General features: G+C 71.8%; 23 protein-coding genes. 19 read left to right on the forward strand and 4 right to left on the reverse strand.

Annotation, left to right across the window (positions count from 1 at the left end; genetic code table 11):
* Positions 1-10 precede the first annotated feature (10 nt).
* The 11 genes from ACZ68P_RS25885 (at position 11) to ACZ68P_RS25935 (ending at position 8,319) form a co-directional block, all read left to right on the forward strand.
* Positions 11-331, forward strand: a complete 321-nt coding sequence (locus tag ACZ68P_RS25885; protein ID WP_471010181.1) for a pilus assembly protein — start codon at positions 11-13, stop codon at positions 329-331.
* 107 nt (positions 332-438) lie between these two features.
* The gene (locus ACZ68P_RS25890; RefSeq protein ID WP_471010113.1) at positions 439-885 is read left to right on the forward strand and encodes a TadE family protein; all 447 of its coding nucleotides are present in this window, start codon (positions 439-441) and stop codon (positions 883-885) included.
* The gene (locus ACZ68P_RS25895) at positions 882-2,222 is read left to right on the forward strand and encodes a CpaF family protein (protein WP_471010115.1); all 1,341 of its coding nucleotides are present in this window, start codon (positions 882-884) and stop codon (positions 2,220-2,222) included. The genes ACZ68P_RS25890 and ACZ68P_RS25895 overlap by 4 nt, the downstream gene beginning before the upstream one ends.
* Before the next feature lie 15 nt (positions 2,223-2,237).
* A complete protein-coding gene (locus ACZ68P_RS25900; RefSeq protein WP_471010116.1) occupies positions 2,238-3,176 on the forward strand; it encodes a type II secretion system F family protein in 939 nt (312 codons plus the stop codon).
* Positions 3,177-3,193: 17 nt separating this feature from the next.
* Positions 3,194-4,081, forward strand: coding sequence for a DUF5936 domain-containing protein (locus ACZ68P_RS25905; protein WP_471010118.1), 888 nt, complete (start codon positions 3,194-3,196; stop codon positions 4,079-4,081).
* A 7-nt stretch (positions 4,082-4,088) separates the two neighbouring features.
* Positions 4,089-5,381, forward strand: coding sequence for a sensor histidine kinase (locus ACZ68P_RS25910; protein WP_471010121.1), 1,293 nt, complete (start codon positions 4,089-4,091; stop codon positions 5,379-5,381).
* Positions 5,378-6,088, forward strand: a complete 711-nt coding sequence (locus tag ACZ68P_RS25915) for a response regulator (protein WP_471010124.1) — start codon at positions 5,378-5,380, stop codon at positions 6,086-6,088. Before ACZ68P_RS25910 ends, ACZ68P_RS25915 begins: the two co-directional genes overlap by 4 nt.
* A 108-nt stretch (positions 6,089-6,196) precedes the next feature.
* The gene (locus ACZ68P_RS25920; protein WP_471010125.1) at positions 6,197-6,421 is read left to right on the forward strand and encodes a Flp family type IVb pilin; all 225 of its coding nucleotides are present in this window, start codon (positions 6,197-6,199) and stop codon (positions 6,419-6,421) included.
* Positions 6,422-6,444: 23 nt separating this feature from the next.
* Positions 6,445-7,080, forward strand: a complete 636-nt coding sequence (locus ACZ68P_RS25925) for a pilus assembly protein TadG-related protein (RefSeq protein WP_471010183.1) — start codon at positions 6,445-6,447, stop codon at positions 7,078-7,080.
* A gap of 31 nt (positions 7,081-7,111) precedes the next feature.
* Positions 7,112-7,693: a hypothetical protein gene (locus tag ACZ68P_RS25930; RefSeq protein ID WP_471010127.1), complete on the forward strand. Its 582-nt coding sequence runs from the start codon at positions 7,112-7,114 to the stop codon at positions 7,691-7,693.
* On the forward strand, positions 7,693-8,319 hold the full coding sequence (locus tag ACZ68P_RS25935) for an OmpA family protein (RefSeq protein WP_471010129.1): 627 nt from the start codon (positions 7,693-7,695) through the stop codon (positions 8,317-8,319). The genes ACZ68P_RS25930 and ACZ68P_RS25935 overlap by 1 nt, the downstream gene beginning before the upstream one ends.
* Before the next feature lie 3 nt (positions 8,320-8,322).
* Here the strand turns inward: ACZ68P_RS25935 and ACZ68P_RS25940 are convergent, their stop codons facing one another.
* Positions 8,323-8,631, reverse strand: a complete 309-nt coding sequence (locus tag ACZ68P_RS25940) for a hypothetical protein (protein WP_471010131.1) — start codon at positions 8,629-8,631, stop codon at positions 8,323-8,325.
* A 257-nt stretch (positions 8,632-8,888) separates the two neighbouring features.
* Here ACZ68P_RS25940 and ACZ68P_RS25945 point away from each other — a divergent pair, with 257 nt between their 5' ends.
* Together ACZ68P_RS25945 and ACZ68P_RS25950 are read left to right on the forward strand one after the other, a co-directional pair.
* Complete coding sequence (locus ACZ68P_RS25945) at positions 8,889-9,419, forward strand: hypothetical protein (RefSeq protein ID WP_471010133.1); 531 nt, start codon at positions 8,889-8,891, stop codon at positions 9,417-9,419.
* 79 nt (positions 9,420-9,498) lie between these two features.
* Positions 9,499-10,623 (forward strand): hypothetical protein, encoded by a 1,125-nt coding sequence (locus tag ACZ68P_RS25950; protein WP_471010134.1) that lies wholly within the window; start codon positions 9,499-9,501, stop codon positions 10,621-10,623.
* Here ACZ68P_RS25950 and ACZ68P_RS25955 read toward each other — a convergent pair.
* Positions 10,595-10,903, reverse strand: a complete 309-nt coding sequence (locus tag ACZ68P_RS25955; protein ID WP_471010185.1) for a DUF192 domain-containing protein — start codon at positions 10,901-10,903, stop codon at positions 10,595-10,597. The two genes, ACZ68P_RS25950 and ACZ68P_RS25955, sit on opposite strands and share 29 nt — an antisense overlap.
* A 269-nt stretch (positions 10,904-11,172) precedes the next feature.
* On the opposite strand from ACZ68P_RS25955, the gene ACZ68P_RS25960 reads away from it, so the two are divergent.
* On the forward strand, positions 11,173-11,931 hold the full coding sequence (locus tag ACZ68P_RS25960) for a prepilin peptidase (RefSeq protein WP_471010136.1): 759 nt from the start codon (positions 11,173-11,175) through the stop codon (positions 11,929-11,931).
* A 25-nt stretch (positions 11,932-11,956) separates the two neighbouring features.
* Positions 11,957-13,489, forward strand: coding sequence for a DUF2079 domain-containing protein (locus ACZ68P_RS25965; protein WP_471010139.1), 1,533 nt, complete (start codon positions 11,957-11,959; stop codon positions 13,487-13,489).
* A gap of 60 nt (positions 13,490-13,549) precedes the next feature.
* Here ACZ68P_RS25965 and ACZ68P_RS25970 read toward each other — a convergent pair whose 3' ends face one another.
* Positions 13,550-14,701, reverse strand: coding sequence for a winged helix DNA-binding domain-containing protein (locus tag ACZ68P_RS25970; protein WP_471010141.1), 1,152 nt, complete (start codon positions 14,699-14,701; stop codon positions 13,550-13,552).
* A gap of 78 nt (positions 14,702-14,779) precedes the next feature.
* Between ACZ68P_RS25970 and ACZ68P_RS25975 the strand changes: the two genes are divergently transcribed.
* A complete protein-coding gene (locus tag ACZ68P_RS25975; protein ID WP_471010144.1) occupies positions 14,780-15,133 on the forward strand; it encodes a winged helix-turn-helix transcriptional regulator in 354 nt (117 codons plus the stop codon).
* Positions 15,134-15,543: 410 nt separating this feature from the next.
* Here the strand turns inward: ACZ68P_RS25975 and mgrA are convergent, their stop codons facing one another.
* Positions 15,544-16,581, reverse strand: coding sequence for an L-glyceraldehyde 3-phosphate reductase (gene mgrA / locus ACZ68P_RS25980; RefSeq protein ID WP_471010146.1), 1,038 nt, complete (start codon positions 16,579-16,581; stop codon positions 15,544-15,546).
* Positions 16,582-16,691: 110 nt separating this feature from the next.
* On the opposite strand from mgrA, the gene ACZ68P_RS25985 reads away from it, so the two are divergent.
* From ACZ68P_RS25985 to ACZ68P_RS25995, 3 genes are all read left to right on the forward strand, one after another.
* Positions 16,692-17,453 carry an isoprenyl transferase gene (locus tag ACZ68P_RS25985; protein ID WP_365714356.1) on the forward strand — a complete coding sequence of 254 codons (762 nt, stop codon included), beginning with the start codon at positions 16,692-16,694 and terminating at the stop codon, positions 17,451-17,453.
* Positions 17,454-17,759: 306 nt separating this feature from the next.
* Positions 17,760-19,082, forward strand: a complete 1,323-nt coding sequence (locus ACZ68P_RS25990) for a PhoH family protein (protein ID WP_365714357.1) — start codon at positions 17,760-17,762, stop codon at positions 19,080-19,082.
* 375 nt (positions 19,083-19,457) lie between these two features.
* Positions 19,458-20,147, forward strand: a complete 690-nt coding sequence (locus ACZ68P_RS25995) for an aggregation-promoting factor C-terminal-like domain-containing protein (RefSeq protein ID WP_471010148.1) — start codon at positions 19,458-19,460, stop codon at positions 20,145-20,147.
* The last annotated feature ends 91 nt before the right edge of the window (positions 20,148-20,238 follow it).

The following is a 20,238-nucleotide window of genomic DNA, read 5'->3' on the forward strand; positions in this document are numbered from 1 at the left end:
GTTCCTCGGCATGGTCCCGCTGATCCTGCTCACGCTCGTGCTGCTGTGGCAGTGCGTCCTGGTCGGCTACACCTTCACGCTCGCCGGGAACGCCGCCGACGAGGCGGCCCGGGAGGCGGCCGTGGGCGGTGACTGCCAGGGGGCCGCGATGCGGCACCTGGACGGCGCGTGGGCGTCCGGCGCGTCCGTCAGCTGCCCGCTGGAGTCGGGCGGCATGGTCCACGCCGAGGTCGGACTGCGCGTTCCGGTGCTGTTTCCCGGGCCGATCAGCTTCCCCTTCACGGTGCGCGGCGAGGCCGGAGCCGTACGGGAAGAGAGGGACGGGTCATGAGCAGTGGGGGCGGGGGCCGGGGGCGGGGCTTGTGTGGGGGGCAAGGGCCGGTCCAGGGCTGGAACCAGGGCCAGGGCCGGGGCTTGCATGCGGGCCATGGCCAGGGCGTGCACCAGGACCAAGGGCAGGGGCCGGACCATGGACCGGACCAAGGGCCGGTCCAGGGCCTCGGAAGGCTCCCTCGCGGGCAGCGGGACCGGGGCCAGGTCGCCGTCGAGTACCTCGGCTTCCTCCCCATCCTGCTCCTCGTCGCCCTCGCAGGCATCCAGCTCGGCATCGCCGCGTACGCCGCCCAGCAGGCGGGGACGGGCGCCCGGGCCGCCGCCCGCGCGGCCTCGCACGACGACACCACCCTCGACCCGGAAGCGGCCGGCGCGGCGGCGATGAGCGACTGGATCGCCGAGCGCAGCGACGTCTCCGCACCGGCGGGGTCCGACCAGGTCACGGCGACGGTGACCGTAAGCATCCCGTCGGTCGTGCCCTTCTGGGACTTCGGGAACGTCACGAAGACCGCGACCCTGCCGATGTCCGCGTCCGAGGAGGACGACTCATGAGCCTGCGGGCCCGCATCAGCACCCCCGAGGACAACGGCGCGGGACCCAGGGAGGACGGCCACCTCGTCGCCTCCTTCCGCGCCAAGCTCCTGGAGGAGATCGACCTCACCGAGATGTCCGCGCTCGCCGCCGCCGAGCGCCGGGCCCGCCTGGAGCGCGTCCTCGGGCACATCATCAGCCGCGAGGGTCCCGTCCTCTCCACCGCCGAACGCGCCCAGCTGATCCGCCGCGTCGTCGACGAAGCCCTCGGCCTCGGCGTCCTCGAACCGCTCCTCGAAGACGCGTCCATCACCGAGATCATGGTCAACGGCCCCGACCAGATCTTCGTCGAGCGCGCCGGCCGGGTCGAACTCCTCCCCCTGCGCTTCGCCTCCCACGAACAGCTGATGCAGACCATCGAGCGCATCGTCTCCACCGTCAACCGGCGGGTCGACGAGTCGAACCCGATGGTCGACGCCCGCCTGCCGTCCGGCGAGCGCGTCAACGTGATCATCCCGCCGCTGTCCCTGACCGGGGCGACCCTGACGATCCGCCGCTTCCCCCGCGCGTACACCCTCACCGAGATGATCGGCCTCGGCTCGCTCGACGAGCACATGCTGCTGCTGCTCGCCGGTCTGGTGCAGGCGAAGTTCAACATCATCGTCTCCGGCGCGACCGGCACCGGGAAGACCACCCTCCTCAACGCCCTCTCGGGACTCATCCCCGACGGCGAACGCGTCATCACCATCGAGGACTCGGCCGAGCTCCAGCTCCAGCAGTCCCACGTCATCCGGCTGGAAAGCCGCCCCCCGAACATCGAGGGCCGTGGCCAGGTCAGCATCCGTGACCTCGTCCGCAATTCCCTGCGCATGCGCCCCGACCGCATCATCGTCGGCGAGGTCCGGGGCGGCGAGACGCTCGACATGCTCCAGGCGATGTCCACCGGCCACGACGGCTCACTCGCCACCGTCCACGCCAACTCCGCCGAGGACGCCCTCATGCGGCTCCAGACCCTCGCCTCCATGTCGGAGGTGAAGGTCCCCTTCGAGGCGCTCCGGGACCAGATCAACAGCGCCGTCGACGTCCTGGTGCAGCTCACCCGCCACGCCGACGGCACCCGCCGCATCACCGAGATCGCCATCCTCGCCTCCCACGGACGCGAACGGTTCACCCTCGCCACCGTCTGCCGGTTCCGCGCCCAGCCGCTCGCGGCCGACGGACGGGTGCACGGCGAGTTCACCTACCACCCCCTGCCGCGCCGGGTCGCCGAACGGCTCTACCTCGCCGGCCAGCCCATCCCGCAGGCCTACGGCGTGGCCGCGTCGGACGAGCAGCTCGCGACCCGGGAAGCGAAGTAGGAGAGGCGACGAACGATGAATCCGACCCTGCTGACGATCGGCGTCGCGGTGCTCTGCTGCGTCCTCGGCGTAATCGGCACGCAGCTGTACGCGAGCGGGGCCGCCCAGCGAGCCGCCCTGGTCGCCCGGCTCTCCCAGACCGGCGAACCGGAACGGACCGGCCGCCGCAGGCGCCGCTTCCGGGCCCTCGACCGGCGTCTGCGGCGGACCCGCTTCGGACGCGGCCTCGACCTGCGGATCGCGGCCACCGGCCTCGACCTGACCCCCGGCGAGTTCGTCGCCGCCATGGCGGCCACCGTGACCGTGCTGTGGATCGCCGGACAGTCCCTGCTGTCCCCGTTCTTCGGACCGATCTGCGGTTTCCTCGGTGTGTGGGTCGCCCTGGGCTTCCTCGACTGGCAGCGGCAGAAGCGCATCGAGAAGTTCATCAACCAGCTTCCCGAACTCTCCCGCATCCTCGCCAACGCCACCGAGGCCGGACTCGCCCTGCGGATGGCGCTCAGCATGGCCGCCGACGAGATGGAGGCACCGGCGGGCGACGAACTGGAGAAGGTCGCCCAGCAGCTCGCCGTCGGCACCTCCGTCGACGACGCCCTCGGAGAACTCGCCCAGCGGCTGCCCTCCCGCGAACTCGTCGTCCTCGTCACCACCCTCGTCCTCGCCAACAAGGCCGGCGGCACCGTCGTCGCCTCGCTGCGCAACCTCACCGAGACCCTGGAAGAACGCAAGGAGACCCGGCGCGAGGTCCGTACCCAGCTCTCGCAGGTCAGCATGACCGCCTACGCCGTACCGGTCATCGGCATCGGCTCCCTGCTCCTGATCGACAACATGCAGCCGGGAGCGCTCGACCGGATGACCGGCTCCGGCCTCGGCCAGTTCGCCGTCGTCCTCGCCTTCGGCCTGTACGTCCTCGGCTTCGCCGTCATCCGCCGCTTCTCGAAGATCGACGTCTGAGGGGCTGGAGACACGTCATGGACCTGCTGCTCGCCCTCGCCGCCGGCCTCTCCGTCGCCGGAATCCTCTACGGCATCCGCCTCTACCGCGCCGACGCCCGGCTCCCCGACGACCTCCAGCTCGCCCTGGAGGTCGGCTCCACCCGCACCGGAGCCGTCGACTCCGTCGTGGACCGGCTCGGCATGCGCTACTCCCCGGCCGTCCTGCGCCTGATGGGACCCAAACGCGTCAACCAGGTCAGGCGCCGGATCGACCTGGCGGGCAACCCCGGCGGTCTCACCATCGACCGGTACGGCGCCAGGCGCGCCGTCTACGGCTTCCTCGGCGGGCTCGGCGGCCTGGTCATGCTCTCCAACGGAGACGTCCTCGTCGCCCTGCTCCTCTTCGCGTTCGGCGTCTTCTGGACCGAGGTCGGCATCTGGTCGGCCATCCGCATCCGCAAGGACCAGATCGAACGGACCCTGCCCGACTTCCTCGACGTCCTCGCCGTCGTCGTCAGCGCCGGCCTCGGCTTCCGGCAGGCGCTCGACCGGGTGGCGGACAAGTACGAAGGCCCCTGGGCGGACGAACTGCGCATCACCCTGCGCCAGATGGACATGGGCGTCAGCCGCCGCCAGGCCTTCGACGAACTGCGCCGCCGCAACGACTCGGAGCAGGTCGCCCAGTTCGTCACCGCGCTCCAGCAGGGCGAGGAACTGGGCGCGCCGATCGTCGACACCCTGATCCAGATCGCCAACGACATGCGCAGGACCGATGCCCAGAACGCCCGGAGGAAGGCGGCCAAGGCGGTCCCCAAGGCGACCATGGTGATCACGACCCTGATGGTTCCGGCGACGATGATCCTGCTGGGGGCGGGCCTGTTCCTCGGGACGGGCACCGACTTCGGCTCGGTCACGGGGGAGTGAGGCGGCGATGCCTCTCGGTGGCGCCGAGGGCGCTGTGGCCGGCACCACGGGCTCCGGCGCCGGGGCCGTGGACCTCCAGGTGAACGCCCTCCAGGCCCTCTCCCGCCAGGTCTTCGGCTTCCGGCTGGCGATGATCGCCCTGGCGACCCCGGCCGCCCTCCTCAACGCCGCTCCCGGGCTCGCCCAGAAGCTCGTCGGAGCCGCCGTCCTGGTGACGTTCATGGTCTCGTACGTGCTGTTCAGGGACTGGGAGCGGTTCGGCCCCCTGCTCCTCGCCCACCCCTCCCTCCTGGCGGCGGACACCCTCTTCGGCGCGCTGCTGCTCGTCACGGCCGGCCCCCAGAGCACTCTCGGCTACGTCAGCGTCTGCACCCCGCTGCTCGCCGGGCTCGTCTACGGCTGGCGCGGAGCCGCCTTCTTCGCCTGCCTCCAGTCACTGATCCTGTTCGCGATCCACGCCGCCGACCCGCGGCACCTGGACACCTCACTCGGCGAGGCGATGCTCCTGCCGGGGCTCTGCGTCATCACCGGCGCGTGGGGCGTCACCCTCCGGAACCTGCTGCTCCGCTTCGGCTCGGCCACCCAGGCGCTCACCGAGGCCCGGACCCGTCTCGCCGCGGCCCAGGCGGTGGAGGAGGAACGCGCCCGGCTCGCCCGCGAGATGCACGACTCCGTGGCCAAGACCCTGCACGGCCTGGCGCTCGCCGCCGACGGCCTGGCGGCGACGGAGGACCCGCGGGCCGTCAGGTCCCAGGCGCCCCTGGTCGCCCGCGCGGCGCGCCGCGCGGCCGCCGAGTCACGCGAACTCCTGGCCGACCTGCGCAGACAGTCGTACGGGGGCGGGCCGCACGGTGGCGGAGCGGGCGTGGACGTCGCGGCGGAACTGCGCCACCGCGTAGGCGACTTCGCCCGCCGCTCGGGCATCGAGGCGGCCTTCCGGGGCGTCGGCGAGGGTGCCGTACCGCCCGTGCCGTACGCCGTGGCCCGCCAGCTCCTCACGATCGCGTCGGAGGCGATGGAGAACGCGGAGCGCCACGCCCGTCCGACCCGGGTGGACGTCTCGGCCGGGGTCGTCGCGGGCCTGCTCCGCATCAGCGTGCGGGACGACGGCCCCGGCCTGCCGCCGGGCACGACCCTGGACGACCTGCGCCGGACGGGCCACTTCGGCCTGGTGGGGATGGTCGAACGGGCGGCCGGCGTCGGAGCCCGGATCAGGATCGGCAAGGGCGGCGCGGCGACGGGCACGGAGGTACGTCTGGAGCTTCCGGTCGGCCTTCCGGTCGGGGGTGCGACGCGATGACCCTGACGGTACTGGTGGCCGACGACAACCCGGTCGTGCGCGCCGGACTGACCTCCCTGCTGTCCTGCCGCCCCGACCTCCAGGTGGTGGCCGAGGCCCCGGACGGCCGCGCCGCCGTGGAGGCGACGGAACGCCACCGCCCGGACGTGGTCCTCCTCGACGTCCGCATGCCGGGCATGGACGGCCTCACCGCCCTGCCCTACCTGACGCGCCTGGCCCCGGTCCTGATGCTGACGTACAGCGGCGAGAGCGCGGTGGTGCGGGAGGCCCTGAGGCTGGGGGCGGGGGGCTACCTGGTGCACGGGGAGTTCACGGTGGAGGAACTGGTGACGGCGGTCCGTGACGTGAAGGACGGCCGGGCCCACTTCACGCCGACGGCGGCGAACGCGGTGCTGGGGGTGGTGCGGGACATGGATGCGGGTGCGACTGCACATGCCATGGAGCGGGTAAGAACCCCATGGCAATCGCAATTTGGCGATTTTACTTCGCAGGTGCAACGCGATGTGTCATGCTTCGGACTGAGCCGGAGGGAGGGGGAGGTGATGGACTTGATCGCGTCGGGCATGAACAACCGCCAGATCGCCGACACCTGCTTCATCAGCGAGAAGACGGTCAAGAACCACATCAACCGCATCTTCGCCAAGCTCCGCAGCACGACGAGAAGCGAGGCGATAGCCGCCTGGCTCGGCACCAGGACCACCTCATGACCCGGGCCCGCCTTTGGGCCCCCGGACCCTGTGCGGGTCACGACCCGGTCGCGTACGGTGAGCGGGGCGGAATCGGCGCGGTGATGTACGGATCCGGAGGGGACCACCATGAGCGACGTCATGCTGAAGGCCGTGACGAAGGCCAAGGTGCAGATGGGGACTTGGGCGCGAGAGGCGTCGAAGGACCGGGGGCAGACGGCGGTGGAGTACCTGGGGATCATCGTGGTGGTGGTGGCGATCGTGATCGCGATCACCGGCACGGACATCGGCCAGTCCATCAAGACCGCCATCTCCCAGAAGATCACCGAACTGACCGGGGGCGGTGGCGAGTAGCCCTGCAGGGCGGGCGGGCTGAGCTGGGGCAGGCATTCCCCATCTACATCACCGTCGTGGCAGGACTACTCCTTCTCGCATTCGTGTACTTCGCAGTCGGCCAGGCCGCGGCAACGCGGAACGGTGCCCAGACCGCAGCCGATGCGGCCGCGCTCGCTGCGGCCCAGGACGCGAGGGATCAGCTGCGAGACGGTTGGCTCGAAGTCATCACAGACCCCACCCGATGGACTGACTTTCTCGACGGCAGGCACTACCTGCAAGGCAGTGCCTGCCGACGAGCTGCCTCCTTTGCCGCCAAGAACGACGCGATGCTCTGGGGCAGTGGCTGTGAGCGTCTGGCGACGGGTGCAGAGGGCTTCAGCGTGCGAGTGCGCACTCTCCAGGCCGTGGGAGAATCCGTCGTACCGGGCACGGAGCAGCAGCATGCGGTGGCGACTGCCAAGGCGGTCATCGAACCACGCTGCACCTTCGAAGCTCCCGAGCCGCCGCCGGAGCCGCCCCCACGGCCCGAGCCGCCCGAGCCGACTCCGGTTCCCACGCCGACCGACCCCGACCCGATCACGGGATTGAGTTGTGCAGGCGAACCCTGGGAGATCGACCCGCTGCGGCCGCGTCTGCCAAGCGCCGCTGACCTGTTCACTGTTCGACTGGCCGACTGATCTACGAGTGACGAGTAAAGGACCGCGATTCATGAGTGTTCGGCACGCGAGGAAGACCCGGAGAGGTTTCGCCGCTGTAGTCCTTGCGGTCGGACTACCCCTACTCGCAACCGGATGCGGGGGCGAAGAGAAGGCGAAGGACGACAAGCCTCCCGCTGGCTCCGCCACGCCGCAGGCCAGCGGCAGCAGCAAGGAGACGCAGACGCAGGAGCCGACAGAAGTACTGGCCGCCCTGAAAGGGCAGAAGGGGTTGGAGCTTTCCATCAATGTGGCCGAACGGGACGCTGGTGGATTCCTGACGATCAAAGGACGGCTGACGAATACGTCGGACTCCGCGACTGCCATCCCCGCGCAGACGGCGGGAGACGAGACCGAGGTGGTCAAGCACGGCAACTCCCTGGGTGGTGCGACCCTGGTCGACTCCGTCGGGAAGAAGCGCTATTACGTACTGCGGGACACCGACGGTCGGCCGTTGACCACCACTGGGATGCCTGGGCTGGGAGCCGGCCGCTCGATCGCCGTTTTCATGCAGTTCCCAGCTCCCCCCGCAGGGACGGCTGAGGTCTCCTTCCAGCTCCCCACCTTCGAACCCGGCACCATCAAACTCTCCTGATGGACGCCGCTGCCATGACGAATCCCCGCCGCCTCGCCGCCCCCCTCGCCGCCGCCACCCTTCTTCTGATCCTCCTCCCCGGCGCCCCCGCCCTCGCCGACGATCCGCCCAACTCGACGTCCAGCGCCTCTCCGCCGCCCCCCATCGACGCGAACTCGCCCGAGCTGATGCTTCCCGACGGAGCCACCCTCGCGCCCGCCAAGGTGCTCGACATCAAGCAGATCGTCGAGGAGGAGGGCGGCGAGCAGCGGCGGGAGGACACCAACGTGGACGTCACCTTCGCGCTGCAGGCGGAGGTGCTCTTCGGCAAGGACAGTGCCAAGCTCAGCAGCGCCGCCAGTGCGCGGATCGCCGCCATCGCCGCCGAGATCAACAAGCAGGACTCCCGCAAGGTCCGCGTCTTCGGGTTCACCGACAACCTCGGTACGTACCAGCACGGGGTGAAGCTCTCCAAGGAGCGGGCGAACGCCGTGCAGCAGGAGCTGGCCAAGAGCCTGGACCCGGGGATGACGTTCGACATCCGCGGATACAGCGAGGACTACCCGATCGCCGACAACAGCACCGAGGAAGGCCGCACCAAGAACCGTCGCGTGGAGATCTCCTTCCCCCGCACGACCGGAGGCTGACGCTCACCCCTCGGCTCGGTCGTCCGACGACCGTCTCGCCAGCGCCGACCGGATTCTCGCGATCATGCGTCCCGGGTGGTGGAAGACGTCCAGGGCCGTGAAGCGCAGGATGCGCCGCACCGCCGGGCAATCGGCCAGGGCGTTGAAGCGGTCGATGTCGCGGGCGTGGGCATGGCGGGTGCCGTGGAAGGCGTAGCCCTCGATCTCGACGACCAGGCCCGCCTCGCGGAAGAGGAAGTCGGGGCGCAAGGGCCGGCCCGCGGGGGTGTGCAGCAGGGGCTGGGGCTCCGGGTGGAGGTCCGCGTCGTGCATGCGGAGGCGGGCGATCGTCTCGGCGGGGGAGCCGGCGGCCGGGGTGGTCAGGGGGAGGTGCCGACGGGCCCGGGCCGCGCCGGGGAGACCGGCGGTGGGGTGGGCGGAGAGGCACCGCCCGCACCAAGTCCTCCACGACCCACGCCCCCTTTCCTTCCGGAACCCTCCGGCACCTTCCCGCCCCAACGATCCCCGGAAGGAGGATTGTTCGCACCCCCTGTGGATAACTCCCCGTCACGTGCCCCATCCTGTACGTGATGACGACGACAACCCCGAGCGTGCAACTGGTCAGTGATCTCGTCGCCCGGATCCCCGAGTTCCGTGACGCGTTCGAGTCCCACGTCTTCAGCCAGGGCGTCGTGCTGCCGCACGTGTTCTTCTGGGACGTCGTGCAGGGCACCGTCCGGTCCTACCTCGGCGAGGCGGCGGCCGCCCCCGCGCCGCCCGCCATCGGACCGCAGCCCGCCCCCACGCAGCCCGCCCCCGCGCCGCCCGGCCCCGAGCCACCAACCCTCGGACCGCCGCCCCCTCGGCTGCCGTCCCCCACGCCGTCCGCCCCCGGCCCACCCGCCCCCGGCCCACCCGCCTCCGGCCCACCCGCCCCCTGGCGCCGCACCCTGGACTTCCTGGAGGAGCAGAGCGGTCGCGGTGTCCTCGGGATCGACGAGGTCATCGTCACGTCGTTCCTCAACGACCTGCCGTACCCGCACGAGCCGGGCTACGCCATCGTCCGGGAACTGGGCCCCGTCATGGCGGCGAGGTTCGGCAGGATACGGCCCGGCGGCTGACACCCCGTGGCACGCCCTGGCACCCCCCGAGGCGCACGCGGCGCCGGGGGCCAGGCGCGGCCCGGACATAATCGACCGCATGTCCCCAGCCCAGCCCACCGCCCCGCGGCGGTCCGTCCGCACGGCCGTCCCGTGGCCCGCCCTCGGCGGCTACGCCGCCACCCGCCTCGTCGGCCTCGCGGTCCTCGCGCTGGCCGCCGCCGTGACCGGCGAGGACGGGCTGCACCGGCTGAGCGGACGCTGGGACTCGGTCTGGTACGTCCGGATCGCCGAGCAGGGGTACGGCCACCAGGTGACGCTCCCGAACGGCAGCGTCCATTCCGACCTGGCCTTCTTCCCGCTCCTCCCCCTGCTCGAACGGTTCCTGTCCGCGGTCCTGCCCGTCGACGCCGCCACCGCGGGACTGCTCGTCTCCTGGACGGCTTCCCTCGCCGCCGCCTGGGGCATCTACGCCGTCGGCACGCACGTCGCCGGCCGGCCCGCCGGGACCGTCCTCGCCGTGCTGTGGGGCGTCTACCCGACCGCCTTCGTCCAGTCGATGGCGTACACGGAAACCCTCTTCACCGCGCTCGCGGCCTGGTCGCTCCACGCCGTCCTGCGCGAGCGCTGGATCCTGGCCGGCGCCCTGTGCGCGCTCGCCGGGCTCACCCGCCCGACGGCCGCCGCGCTCGTCGCCGCCATCGGGATCACGGCCCTCGCCACCGTCGTACGCGACCGCCGCCCGCACGCGCGCGTGGCGGCCGGCGCGCTGCTCGCGCCCCTGGGCTGGCTCGCGTACGTCGTCTACGTCGGCGTGCGGGAGGGCAGCACCACCGCCTACTTCGACGTCCAGGCGGCCTGGGGCAACTCCATCGACGGCGGGGTCGCCCTCGCCCGCTTCATCTGGGGTCTGCCGCCCCTGGCCGCCCTCGGCCTGTGCGCGGCCCTCGGCCTGCTCGCCTGGCTGGTGGTCCTGTGCGTACGGCAGAGGCAGCCGCTGCCCCTGCTCGTGTACACGATCGCCGTCGTCGTCATCTCCCTCGTCGGAGCGGCGTACTTCGGCTCCCGGCCGCGCCTGATGATGCCGGCGTTCGGTCTGCTGCTCCCGGCGGCGGTGGCGCTGGTACGGCTCCGGGTGCGCCACCGGGTCCTCGTCCTGGCCGGCCTCGCGCTCGCCTCGGCCGGCTACGGCGCCTTCACGCTCCTGGGTTCGGGACCGCCGTGACCCGCACGCCCCGCCGCACTCCCCAGGCCGCCATCGCGCCGGCCTCCGCCTCCAGGACGTGCCGGCCGCGCGGCCGGATCATGCCGAGCCGCCCCGGCCTCATCGTCACGACGTCGATGACGCGCAGGGAGCGGTCCAGGTAGGCCACGTCGATGGGGAAGCGCATGCCGAAGGTGTGCACGCTGTTGGTCGGGGTGATGAGGAGCGCCCCCACGATCCCGTCCCGCCCGAGCAGACCACGCCGCCGCGCCCGGTAGGAGGCCGCGATCTCCAGCGGTATCGCCCCTCCCGGGCCCCCCTCCGAGCCCGTCTCCGGACTCTTGCCTGGGCCCCGGTCCGAGCCCGTCTCCGGACTCTTGCCTGGGCCCCGGTCCGAGCCCGTCTCCGGGCCACCGCCCGGACGCCGGTCCGAGCCCGTCTGATCCTCGCCCCGACCGCCGCCGAGGCCCCCTCCCGGGCCCCCGCCCGAGACCCTCAACGTCCCCGTGCCGTCACGCCATTTCCCCATGGGGGAGACGGTAGCGGCACCCCGACCCTAGGGTCGGGACCGTGTTCGCCACCCTGATCGCCGTCGCCGCCCTGTGGGGTGCCGCCACCGGGCTGCTCGTGCCCCGCGCCGCGTACCGCCTGTCGGTCGCGCCGGGGGAGGGCCGGCGTGACGGCTGCCCGGCCGGGCATGCCTCCGCCGGCCCCGCGGGCGGCCGGCTCGGCGCCCCCGGCTGCCGTACGTGCGCGACCGAAGGGCACCCGGCCGCCCCGCGCGTCCAGGCCGGAGCCGCGCCCGCCGTCCTCACCGCCCTCGTCTGCGCCGGCCTCGCCGCCGCCACCGGGCCCCGGCCCGAACTGGGCGTCTGGCTGCTGTACGCGCCGCTCGGCGTGATCCTGGCGAGCGTCGACGTGCGCGTGCACCGGCTGCCCGACAGGCTCACGCTTCCCCTCGCCGTCGGCACGCCGCTGCTCCTGGGCGGCGCCGCCCTCCTCCCGTACGACGCCGGATCCTGGCCGCACGCCCTTCTCGGCGTGCTCGCCCTGGGCGGCGGCTATCTGGTGCTGTTCCTGGTCAACCCGAAGGGCATGGGGTTCGGCGACGTGAAGCTCGCGGTCTCCCTCGGCGCCGCCCTCGGCTGGTACGGCTGGGGTGTCCTCTTCGCCGGCGCCTTCGCGGGCTTCCTCCTCGGAGCGCTGTACGGGGTCGGTCTGATCCTTGGCCGGCGCGGCGGCCGCGGGACCGCCATCCCGTTCGGCCCCTTCATGCTCGGCGGCGCGCTGCTCGGACTGCTCCTCGGCGCGCTCTCCGCCACCCCCTGACGATCGCGCCCTAGCATCCCGTCATATGCGGGCATATACCGACAAAAACATTCAGGTGGTCCCGGCGGCCCTCCGACTGCCCCGGAGGGCGTCCGCCCTCCTCCCCGCGGGAGCGTCCGCCCTTCTTCCCTGGGCGTGGGCCGCGGGTCTCTGCCTCCTCTACGCGACCGTCGCCGTGCGCCGGCACGCCCTCCTCCGTACGACCGGCTACGACCTCGGCATCTTCGAGCAGGCCGTCCGCGCCTACGCCGAACTGCGCGCGCCCGTCGTCCCCCTGCGCGGCGAGGATTTCAACATCCTCGGCGACCACTTCCACCCCCTGCTCGCCGCCCTCGCCCCCCTCTACCGCCTCTGGCCCTCACCCGTCTGTCTGCTGATCGCCCAGTCCGCCCTGCTCGCCCTCGCCGTCGTCCCCCTCGCTCGCTGGGCCGTCCGCGCGCTCGGCCCCCGGGCCGCCCACGTCGTCGCCGCCGGCTACGGCCTGAGCTGGGGCATCGCCTCGGCCGCCGCCTTCGACTTCCACGAGGTGGCCCTCGCCGTACCCCTGCTCGCCTTCAGCCTGGAGGCGCTCGGCCGACGGCGGTGGGGCGCCGCGGTCGCCTGGGCCGCGCCGCTGCTGCTCATCAAGGAGGACCTGGGCCTCACCCTCGCCGCCGTCGGCGTGTACATCGCGCTCAAGGGTCCCCGCCGGCTCGGCTGCCTCACCGCCGCCGGCGGCCTGCTCGGCTCCCTGATCGAGATCAAGCTCCTGCTGCCCGCGTTCAACCCCGGCGGCGGCTACGCCCACGGTGACAACCTCTCCGACGGCTACGGCTCGCTGCTCTCCACGCTCGCCCACGCCCCGCTCGACGCCCTGCGCCCCGACATCAAGGCGATGACCCTGATCCTGGTCTTCGCCCCGTCCGCGCTGCTCGCCCTGCGCTCACCGCTCTCGCTGATCGCCGTACCGACCCTCGCCTGGCGGATGGTCTCCGACAACGGCTTCCACTGGGGCACCGCCTTCCACTACAGCGCGATCCTCATGCCGATCGTGCTCGCCGGCCTGATCGACGCCCTCGCCGCGTGGCGCCGCGACGGCCATCCGCTCGCCGCCCGGCACGTCCGCGCCTCGCTCGCCACCGTGCTCGCCGTGACGGTGGTGATGATCCCGTCCTTCCCCCTGGCCCAGCTCGCCCAGCGGGCCACCTGGCGCACCACCCCCCACATCGAGGCCGCCCGCGAGCTCCTCGCGAGGATCCCGGACGGCGCGACCGTCGCCGCCTCCAACAGGCTGGTCCCGCAGCTCACCGCACGGTGCACGGTCGTCGTCTTCCCGACCTTCCCGGTGGACAGCAAGCTGTACGCGTACGACCGGAAGGACTTCCCCGCCCCCACCACCGAATGGATCCTCCACGACGCCCGGGCGCCGGAGGCGTGGCCCTACAAGGTGGGGCACTGGCCCTATCCGCTCGAACAGCAGGAGGCGGAGCTGGCGGCCGCGCGGGAGAGGTACGGCTACCGGCTCGTGGCCGCGCGGGACGGCCTCACCCTCCTGCGCCGCACCACCGCACCCCGCTGACCGCGGCGCCCCTCCCTCCGCCCCGCCCACGCCCCGCCCGCCGTGCCGCGCCCGCACGCCTCACGCGTGCGGGCCCACCGTCACCGCCCCCACGGTCAGCTCCGCCGTCGCCTCCAGGATCGCGGCCACCCGCTCCGCCTCTGCCTCCAGCTCCCGCGTGCGCGCCGCGCCCAGGGGAGTCAAGGGCTCGACCGTGACCGCGATCCGCCGTCCCGAGCGCCGCTGGTGCCACACGCCCGCGACCGTGCCGTCGACCAGCAGCACCGGGAAGTTCCCGGCCTGACCTCGCGCGAGCGCCCGTTCCCGGGCGGCGCCGGGGAAGAGCCGTTCGCGCGGCTGGGAGGCGATGGCGAAGGCGTCGAAGTAGGGCAGCAGCCGCACGCCCCGCGCTGGTTCGGCGGGGAAACCGGTGTCCCCGGCGACGACCCAGGCCGCCGCCGACTCGAAGGGGATCTCCTCGATCCGGCCCTGCCCGGCCAGCGTGGTGAAGAGCGCGGAGGCCCACCCGGCCGGGGCCGCCAGCCACTTCGCGAAGTGCTGCGGGGTCGCCGGTCCGTACGCGTACAGGTACCGCTCCACCAGTGCGCCGAGCGCCCGCGTCCCCTCGTCGGGCCGTACCTCCGGGCTGGTGTACGTGACGTTGCGCCCCCGGTTCGGCCCGAAGCAGAGGACTCCGCGGTGGGCGGCCGTGTGGGTCGTCTGGCGCCAGCGCGGCCACTTGTCCTGGAACGCGTCCATCACCCGTTCACCCGCCCACGGCCCGACACGCGCCACGATCGCGTCCGTCAGCTCGTCCACGGTCAGCTCCGCCCCCGCGAGCGCGTCCCCGATCGCCGCCACGACCTCGTCCGTCTGCGCCTCCGTCATCCGTACGGCCGGGGGCTGCTGCTGCGGCCCGGCCGGGATCGCGGAGAGCGCCCCCGTCCACATGGGAAGGTCGGCGGCGGGCAGCAGGTGCACCGTGCCGCGCGGGCCGTACGTCTTGATCAGTGAGCGGTCCTCCCACAGCGCGGCCCGCACGTCCGCACGGGTGGCGTCGGCCGTCCGCAGCGCCAGGGACAGCTCGGCGGCCGACAGGACCTGGGCGTGCGCGCCGAGCATCGCGGAAGCGACGGCCGCCGGCGGGGCGTCCGTGCGCTCGTCGAGGAACTGGCGGCGGATCCTGCGGGCGTCGGCCCGGGCCCACGTGACGGATGAGGAGGTCGTGGTCATGGACCGACGGTAGATGCGGAATAGGTCACGGGCTGTCCGCCTTGACCCGAACAGTCGTGACGAAAAGAGGAGTTGGCGATGGCCAAGGGCAAGACGGAGTACGACTGCGGGCTCGACGCGGCCGTGGACGTCGTCGGCGGGAAATGGAAGCCGCTGATCCTGTGGGCGCTGCACGCCCACGGCACGACCCGCTTCGGGGAGCTTCGGCGGCAGGTCTCCGGCGTCAGCGAGAAGGTGCTGATCCAGCAGCTGCGCGAGCTGGAGGCGGACGGCATCGTCCACCGCGAGGTCCACCGGGAGGTTCCGCCCCGGGTGGAGTACTCGCTGACGGAGCTGGGCGAGGCGCTCAACACGGCGCTGCTGCCGCTGGGCGAGTGGGGCGACCGCTTCATGGCCGAGATCCTCGCCCGCAAGGCCCAGCAGGCCGCCTGACCGGCACCCCTCCACCGCCCTCAGCCGCCCCCCGGCCGAACCCCTTCCCCGCCCGAGCCCGTCCCCCGGCCGGACCCCTTCCCCCGCCGTAGCCCGTCCCCGCCCTGCTTTCCCCTCTCGGACGTCAACCCGGCGCCCGGCCCCAGGGGTCCCTCTTGGGAGGTACGGAAACCGCCGCCACGCCGGGGCGTAAACCCGCCACCGCGCCGCACGACCCGTGCCGCGCCTGGGTTGTGACGGCTCCTGGCCGATCCGTCGGCTCCGGGTGGCACCCACCACGACTTACGAAGGGTTATGGTGGAAACCCCCCCTCGGGCCGGTCCGTAACCCCCCCCACGGACCGGCCCGTTTTCTGTCTCCGGCTCCGGCCCGCCCGACGGGGCGCCTCGGCCCCCCGCCGGCCGCGGGACTCAGCCCCGTCCGGCCCAGATGTTCGTGCCGGCGGTGTCCACCGCGAACGAGTCGATCTCCTCGAGCTCCTTGGCCGTCAGCGGCGGACCGGACAGCGCGGCCACGTTCTCCTCCAGCTGCCCGACGCTGGACGCGCCGATCAGCGCGGAGGTCATCCGCTCGTCGCGCAGCACCCACGACAGCGCCAGCTGCGCCAGGGTCTGGCCCCGGCGCTCGGCGATGTCCGCGAGACCGCGCAGCCGCCGCAGCACGTCGTCGGAGAGCAGGTTCGGGTCGAGGGACTTGCCCTGCGTGGCCCGCGACCCCTCCGGCACGCCCCGCAGGTACTTGTTCGTGAGCAGCCCCTGGGCCAGCGGCACGAAGGAGATGCAGCCCATGCCGGCCGCCTCCAGCGTGTCGAGGAGACCGTCCGCCTCGGTCCAGCGGTTGATCATCGAGTACGACGGCTGGTGGATGAGGGCGGGGACGCCCATCTCCTTCAGGATCCCGGCGGCCTCGGCGGTCTGCTCGCTGGTGTACGAGGAGACGCCGACGTACAGCGCCTTGCCCTGGCGGACGGCGGAGGCCAGCGCCCCCATCGTCTCCTCCAGCGGGGTGTGCGGGTCGAAGCGGTGGGAGTAGAAGATGTCGACGTAGTCGAGACCCATCCGCTTCAGGGAGGCGTCGAGCGACGACATCAGGTACTTGCGAGAGCCCCACTCGCCGTACGGGCCGGGGTGCATCAGATAACCGGCCTTCGTCGACACGATCAGCTCGTCCCGGTAGGCCGCGAAGTCCTGGGCGAAGATCTTCCCGAAGTTCAGCTCGGCCGAGCCGGGCGGCGGGCCGTAGTTGTTCGCCAGGTCGAAATGGGTGACGCCGAGGTCGAAGGCGCGGCGCAGGATCGCCCGCTGCGAGTCGAGCGTGCGGTCGTCGCCGAAGTTGTGCCACAGGCCCAGCGAGACGGCCGGAAGCCTGAGCCCGCTGCGACCCGTGCGGCGGTATTCCATGTGGTCGTAGCGGTCGGCCGAGGCGCGGTACAAGGGGGAGTCAGTCACGTATCTCTGCTTATCACGGACTTGTGACAGTCCCGGGCTGGGTGCCATTGACCCCTGCGCAGTAATGTGGCGGCTTCGGGGACCGACGCGGCATGGAGGGGTTAAGAACAGTGAACCTGCGCGACCTGGTGTACGGGCTCTACGCACGCCGGGTGGAAGGCCGCCTCGACCACGCCCAGGTGCCCAAGCACATCGGCGTCATCCTCGACGGCAACCGTCGCTGGGCCAAGGCGTCCGGCGGGACTCCCGAGCAGGGGCACAAGGCCGGCGCGGACAAGATCCAGGAGCTGCTCGGCTGGTGCGCCGAGACCGACGTCGAGGTCGTCACGCTCTGGATGCTCTCCACCGACAACCTGAACCGGCCCGAGGAGCAGCTCGTACCGCTGCTCGGCATCATCGAGAACGCCGTGCGCTCCCTCGCGGCCGACGGCCGCTGGCGGGTCCACCACGTCGGCACCCTGGATCTGCTGCCCGCCCGCACCCAGTCCGTACTGAAGGAAGCGGAGCAGTCCACCCACGACAACACGGGGATACTCGTGAACGTGGCCGTGGGCTACGGCGGCCGCCAGGAGATCGCGGACGCGGTCCGCTCCCTGCTCCTCGAACACGCGGAGAAGGGCACGAGCTTCGAGGAGCTCGCCGAGATCGTCGACGTCGAGCACATCTCCGAGCACCTGTACACCCGCGGCCAGCCCGACCCCGACCTGGTGATCCGTACCAGCGGTGAGCAGCGCCTGTCCGGTTTCATGCTGTGGCAGAGCGCCCACTCGGAGTACTACTTCTGCGAGGTCCACTGGCCCGCGTTCCGCAAGGTCGACTTCCTGCGGGCGCTGCGCGACTACGCCGCCCGCCACCGGCGTTACGGAACCTGACGCACCCCCTCACGGAACCCCGCGGGCCCCGGCCGAAGAGGTCATCTCGCGTTCATGAACGCGTCGTCATATGCCATGGCATGGCGGCGGCCGTTCGAGGGCATATCCCTTGCAGAGTGAGCGGCACGGAGACCGCCACCCGGGAGGCCCGTTGCACCAGGACGACCGTGCAGGACGTGTACGGACGAGGCGGGGGGCCGGCGCTCGGCCCGCGTTTCGTGGCCAGAGCCCGGTCCCATCCCGCAGCGACACAGGTTCCGTCGCGCCCCGACCTCATAGGGGTCTTCGAAGGGGGTCTGTCCTTCCGTGGTGACCAGCACTAAGCGCCGCTTGTCCGACAGGCGCACCTATGTTCTCGACACCAGCGTCCTGCTGGCCGACCCCAACGCCGTGTCCCGCTTCGACGAGCACGAGGTCGTGCTCCCGATCGTCGTGGTCACCGAGTTGGAGGCCAAACGGCACCACCCCGAGCTCGGCTACTTCGCCCGGGCGGCCCTGCGCCTCCTGGACGACTTCCGGGTCCGGTACGGACGCCTGGACGCCCCGCTCCCCATCGGGGACCTGGGCGGCACGCTGCGTGTCGAACTCAACCATTCCGACCCCGGCGTGCTTCCGGCCGGCTACCGGCTGGGGGACAACGACACACGGATCCTGGCGGTCGCGCGCAATCTCCAGGCGGAGGGGTACGACGTCACGGTCGTCTCCAAGGACCTGCCGCTGCGTATCAAGGCGTCCTCGGTCGGCCTCCTCGCGGAGGAGTACCGCGCCGAACTCGCCGTCACGGACTCCGGCTGGACCGGAATGTCCGAGCTGGCCCTCGGGGCCGACCAGGTGGACATCCTCTTCGACCAGGAGACGCTGTACGTCCCGGAGGCCGCCGAGCTTCCGGTGCACACGGGCCTGGTGCTGCAGTCCGAGCGGGGAAAGGCGCTCGGCCGGGTCACGCCCGACGGGAACGTCCGCCTGGTCCGCGGCGAGCGGGAGGTCTTCGGGATCAGAGGCCGCAGCGCCGAGCAGCGGATCGCCCTCGACCTGCTCCTCGACCCGGACGTCGGCATCATCTCCATGGGCGGCCGGGCCGGCACCGGCAAGTCGGCGCTGGCGCTCTGCGCGGGCCTGGAGGCGGTCCTGGAGCGCCGTCAGCACCAGAAGGTGATGGTCTTCCGTCCGCTGTACGCGGTCGGCGGCCAGGAGCTCGGCTATCTGCCCGGCAGCGAGGCCGAGAAGATGAGCCCGTGGGCGCAGGCGGTCTTCGACACCCTCTCGGCGGTGGCGAGCCGGGACGTCATCGAGGAGGTGCTCGGTCGCGGCATGCTGGAGGTCCTGCCGCTCACCCACATCCGGGGCCGCTCCCTCCATGACGCCTTCGTGATCGTCGACGAGGCCCAGTCCCTGGAGCGGAACGTCCTGCTGACCGTTCTGTCCCGGATCGGGTCGAATTCCCGGGTCGTCCTGACCCATGACGTCGCCCAGCGCGACAACCTCCGGGTCGGCCGCTACGACGGAGTCGTCGCCGTGGTCGAGAAGCTGAAGGGCCATCCGCTCTTCGCCCATGTCACGCTCACCCGCTCCGAGCGTTCCCAGATCGCCGCGCTCGTGACCGAAATGCTGGAGGACGGACAGATCTGACCGTTTCGTACCCCCTCGTGGGGGTACGGCAGTTGGCGCCGCCCGGCAAAGCTGAGGAGCTTAGCCGGGCGGCGCCGCGCTGTCCCCCTTATCGGCCAAAACCCCTGGGGTGGAAGAGGTGTGAGCTTTCACACGCAACTCGGAATTGCCTTGCGGCGTCACCGTCCGGCAGAGTCTTGCTTCCGTCAGGCCCCGCATACGGCACACGTGCACCCTCAGGGGTGCGGCACCACACAACTCAACAACCGTCCGCCGTATGCCGCCCACAGCACCACGGGCCCGTGTCTTCAGTGACCCAGCAGTTCGAAGACCAGCGCCAGGGGCACGATTTCGCCCACGTGGTCACCTGTGTGGGCGATGCTGGAAGGAAACCGTGTGAGCCGGATCTCGGTCCGGGGATTCGCGGTGGCTTCGGCCACTGCGGTCACCACCGTCGGCGCCGTCGTCGGCGTTGCGTCGGGCAGCACCCAGCCCGCGGACGACAACTTCGAGGCCACCGCCGCCGACACCACGCTGCTCGCGGACATTCCCGTGGGCGAGCAGGCCCAGGTACAGGTCTCCTCGCTCTCGGAGCAGGCCGACGCCCAGGCCGCCGCCGCCGACTCGGTCGCGAAGAAGTCCGCGGAGGAAGCGGCCCGTCTCCAGGCCGCCAAGGACGCCGAGGCGAAGAAGAAGGCCGCCGACAAGGCGGAGCAGGAGCGCAAGGAAGCCGAGGAGCGCGCCAACCGTTCCTCGGTGCGCGACGCGACGAGCTTCGCCGCCCAGGGTTCGTACTCCATCTCCGACGTCAAGGCGATGGCCCGCCAGATGATCCCGGGCGACCAGTTCCAGTGCTTCAGCAACATCGTGGACCACGAGTCCGGCTGGAACTACCGCGCGACCAACCCCTCCTCGGGTGCCTACGGCCTCGTCCAGGCCCTCCCGGGTTCGAAGATGTCGTCGGCCGGCGCCGACTGGCAGACCAACCCGGCCACCCAGATCAAGTGGGGCCTGAACTACATGAACGAGCGCTACGACAGCCCGTGTGGCGCGTGGTCGTTCTGGCAGGCCAACCGCTGGTACTAGGGACTGTGTGATGTCGTGATCAGCTTCTGAGTTCTTCACTCTGCGCGGAGTGGGATCCGGTAGGACTGTGGTCGTGACCCGGAGGCAACTC

The organism is Streptomyces sp. NPDC036822, assembly GCF_055609145.1.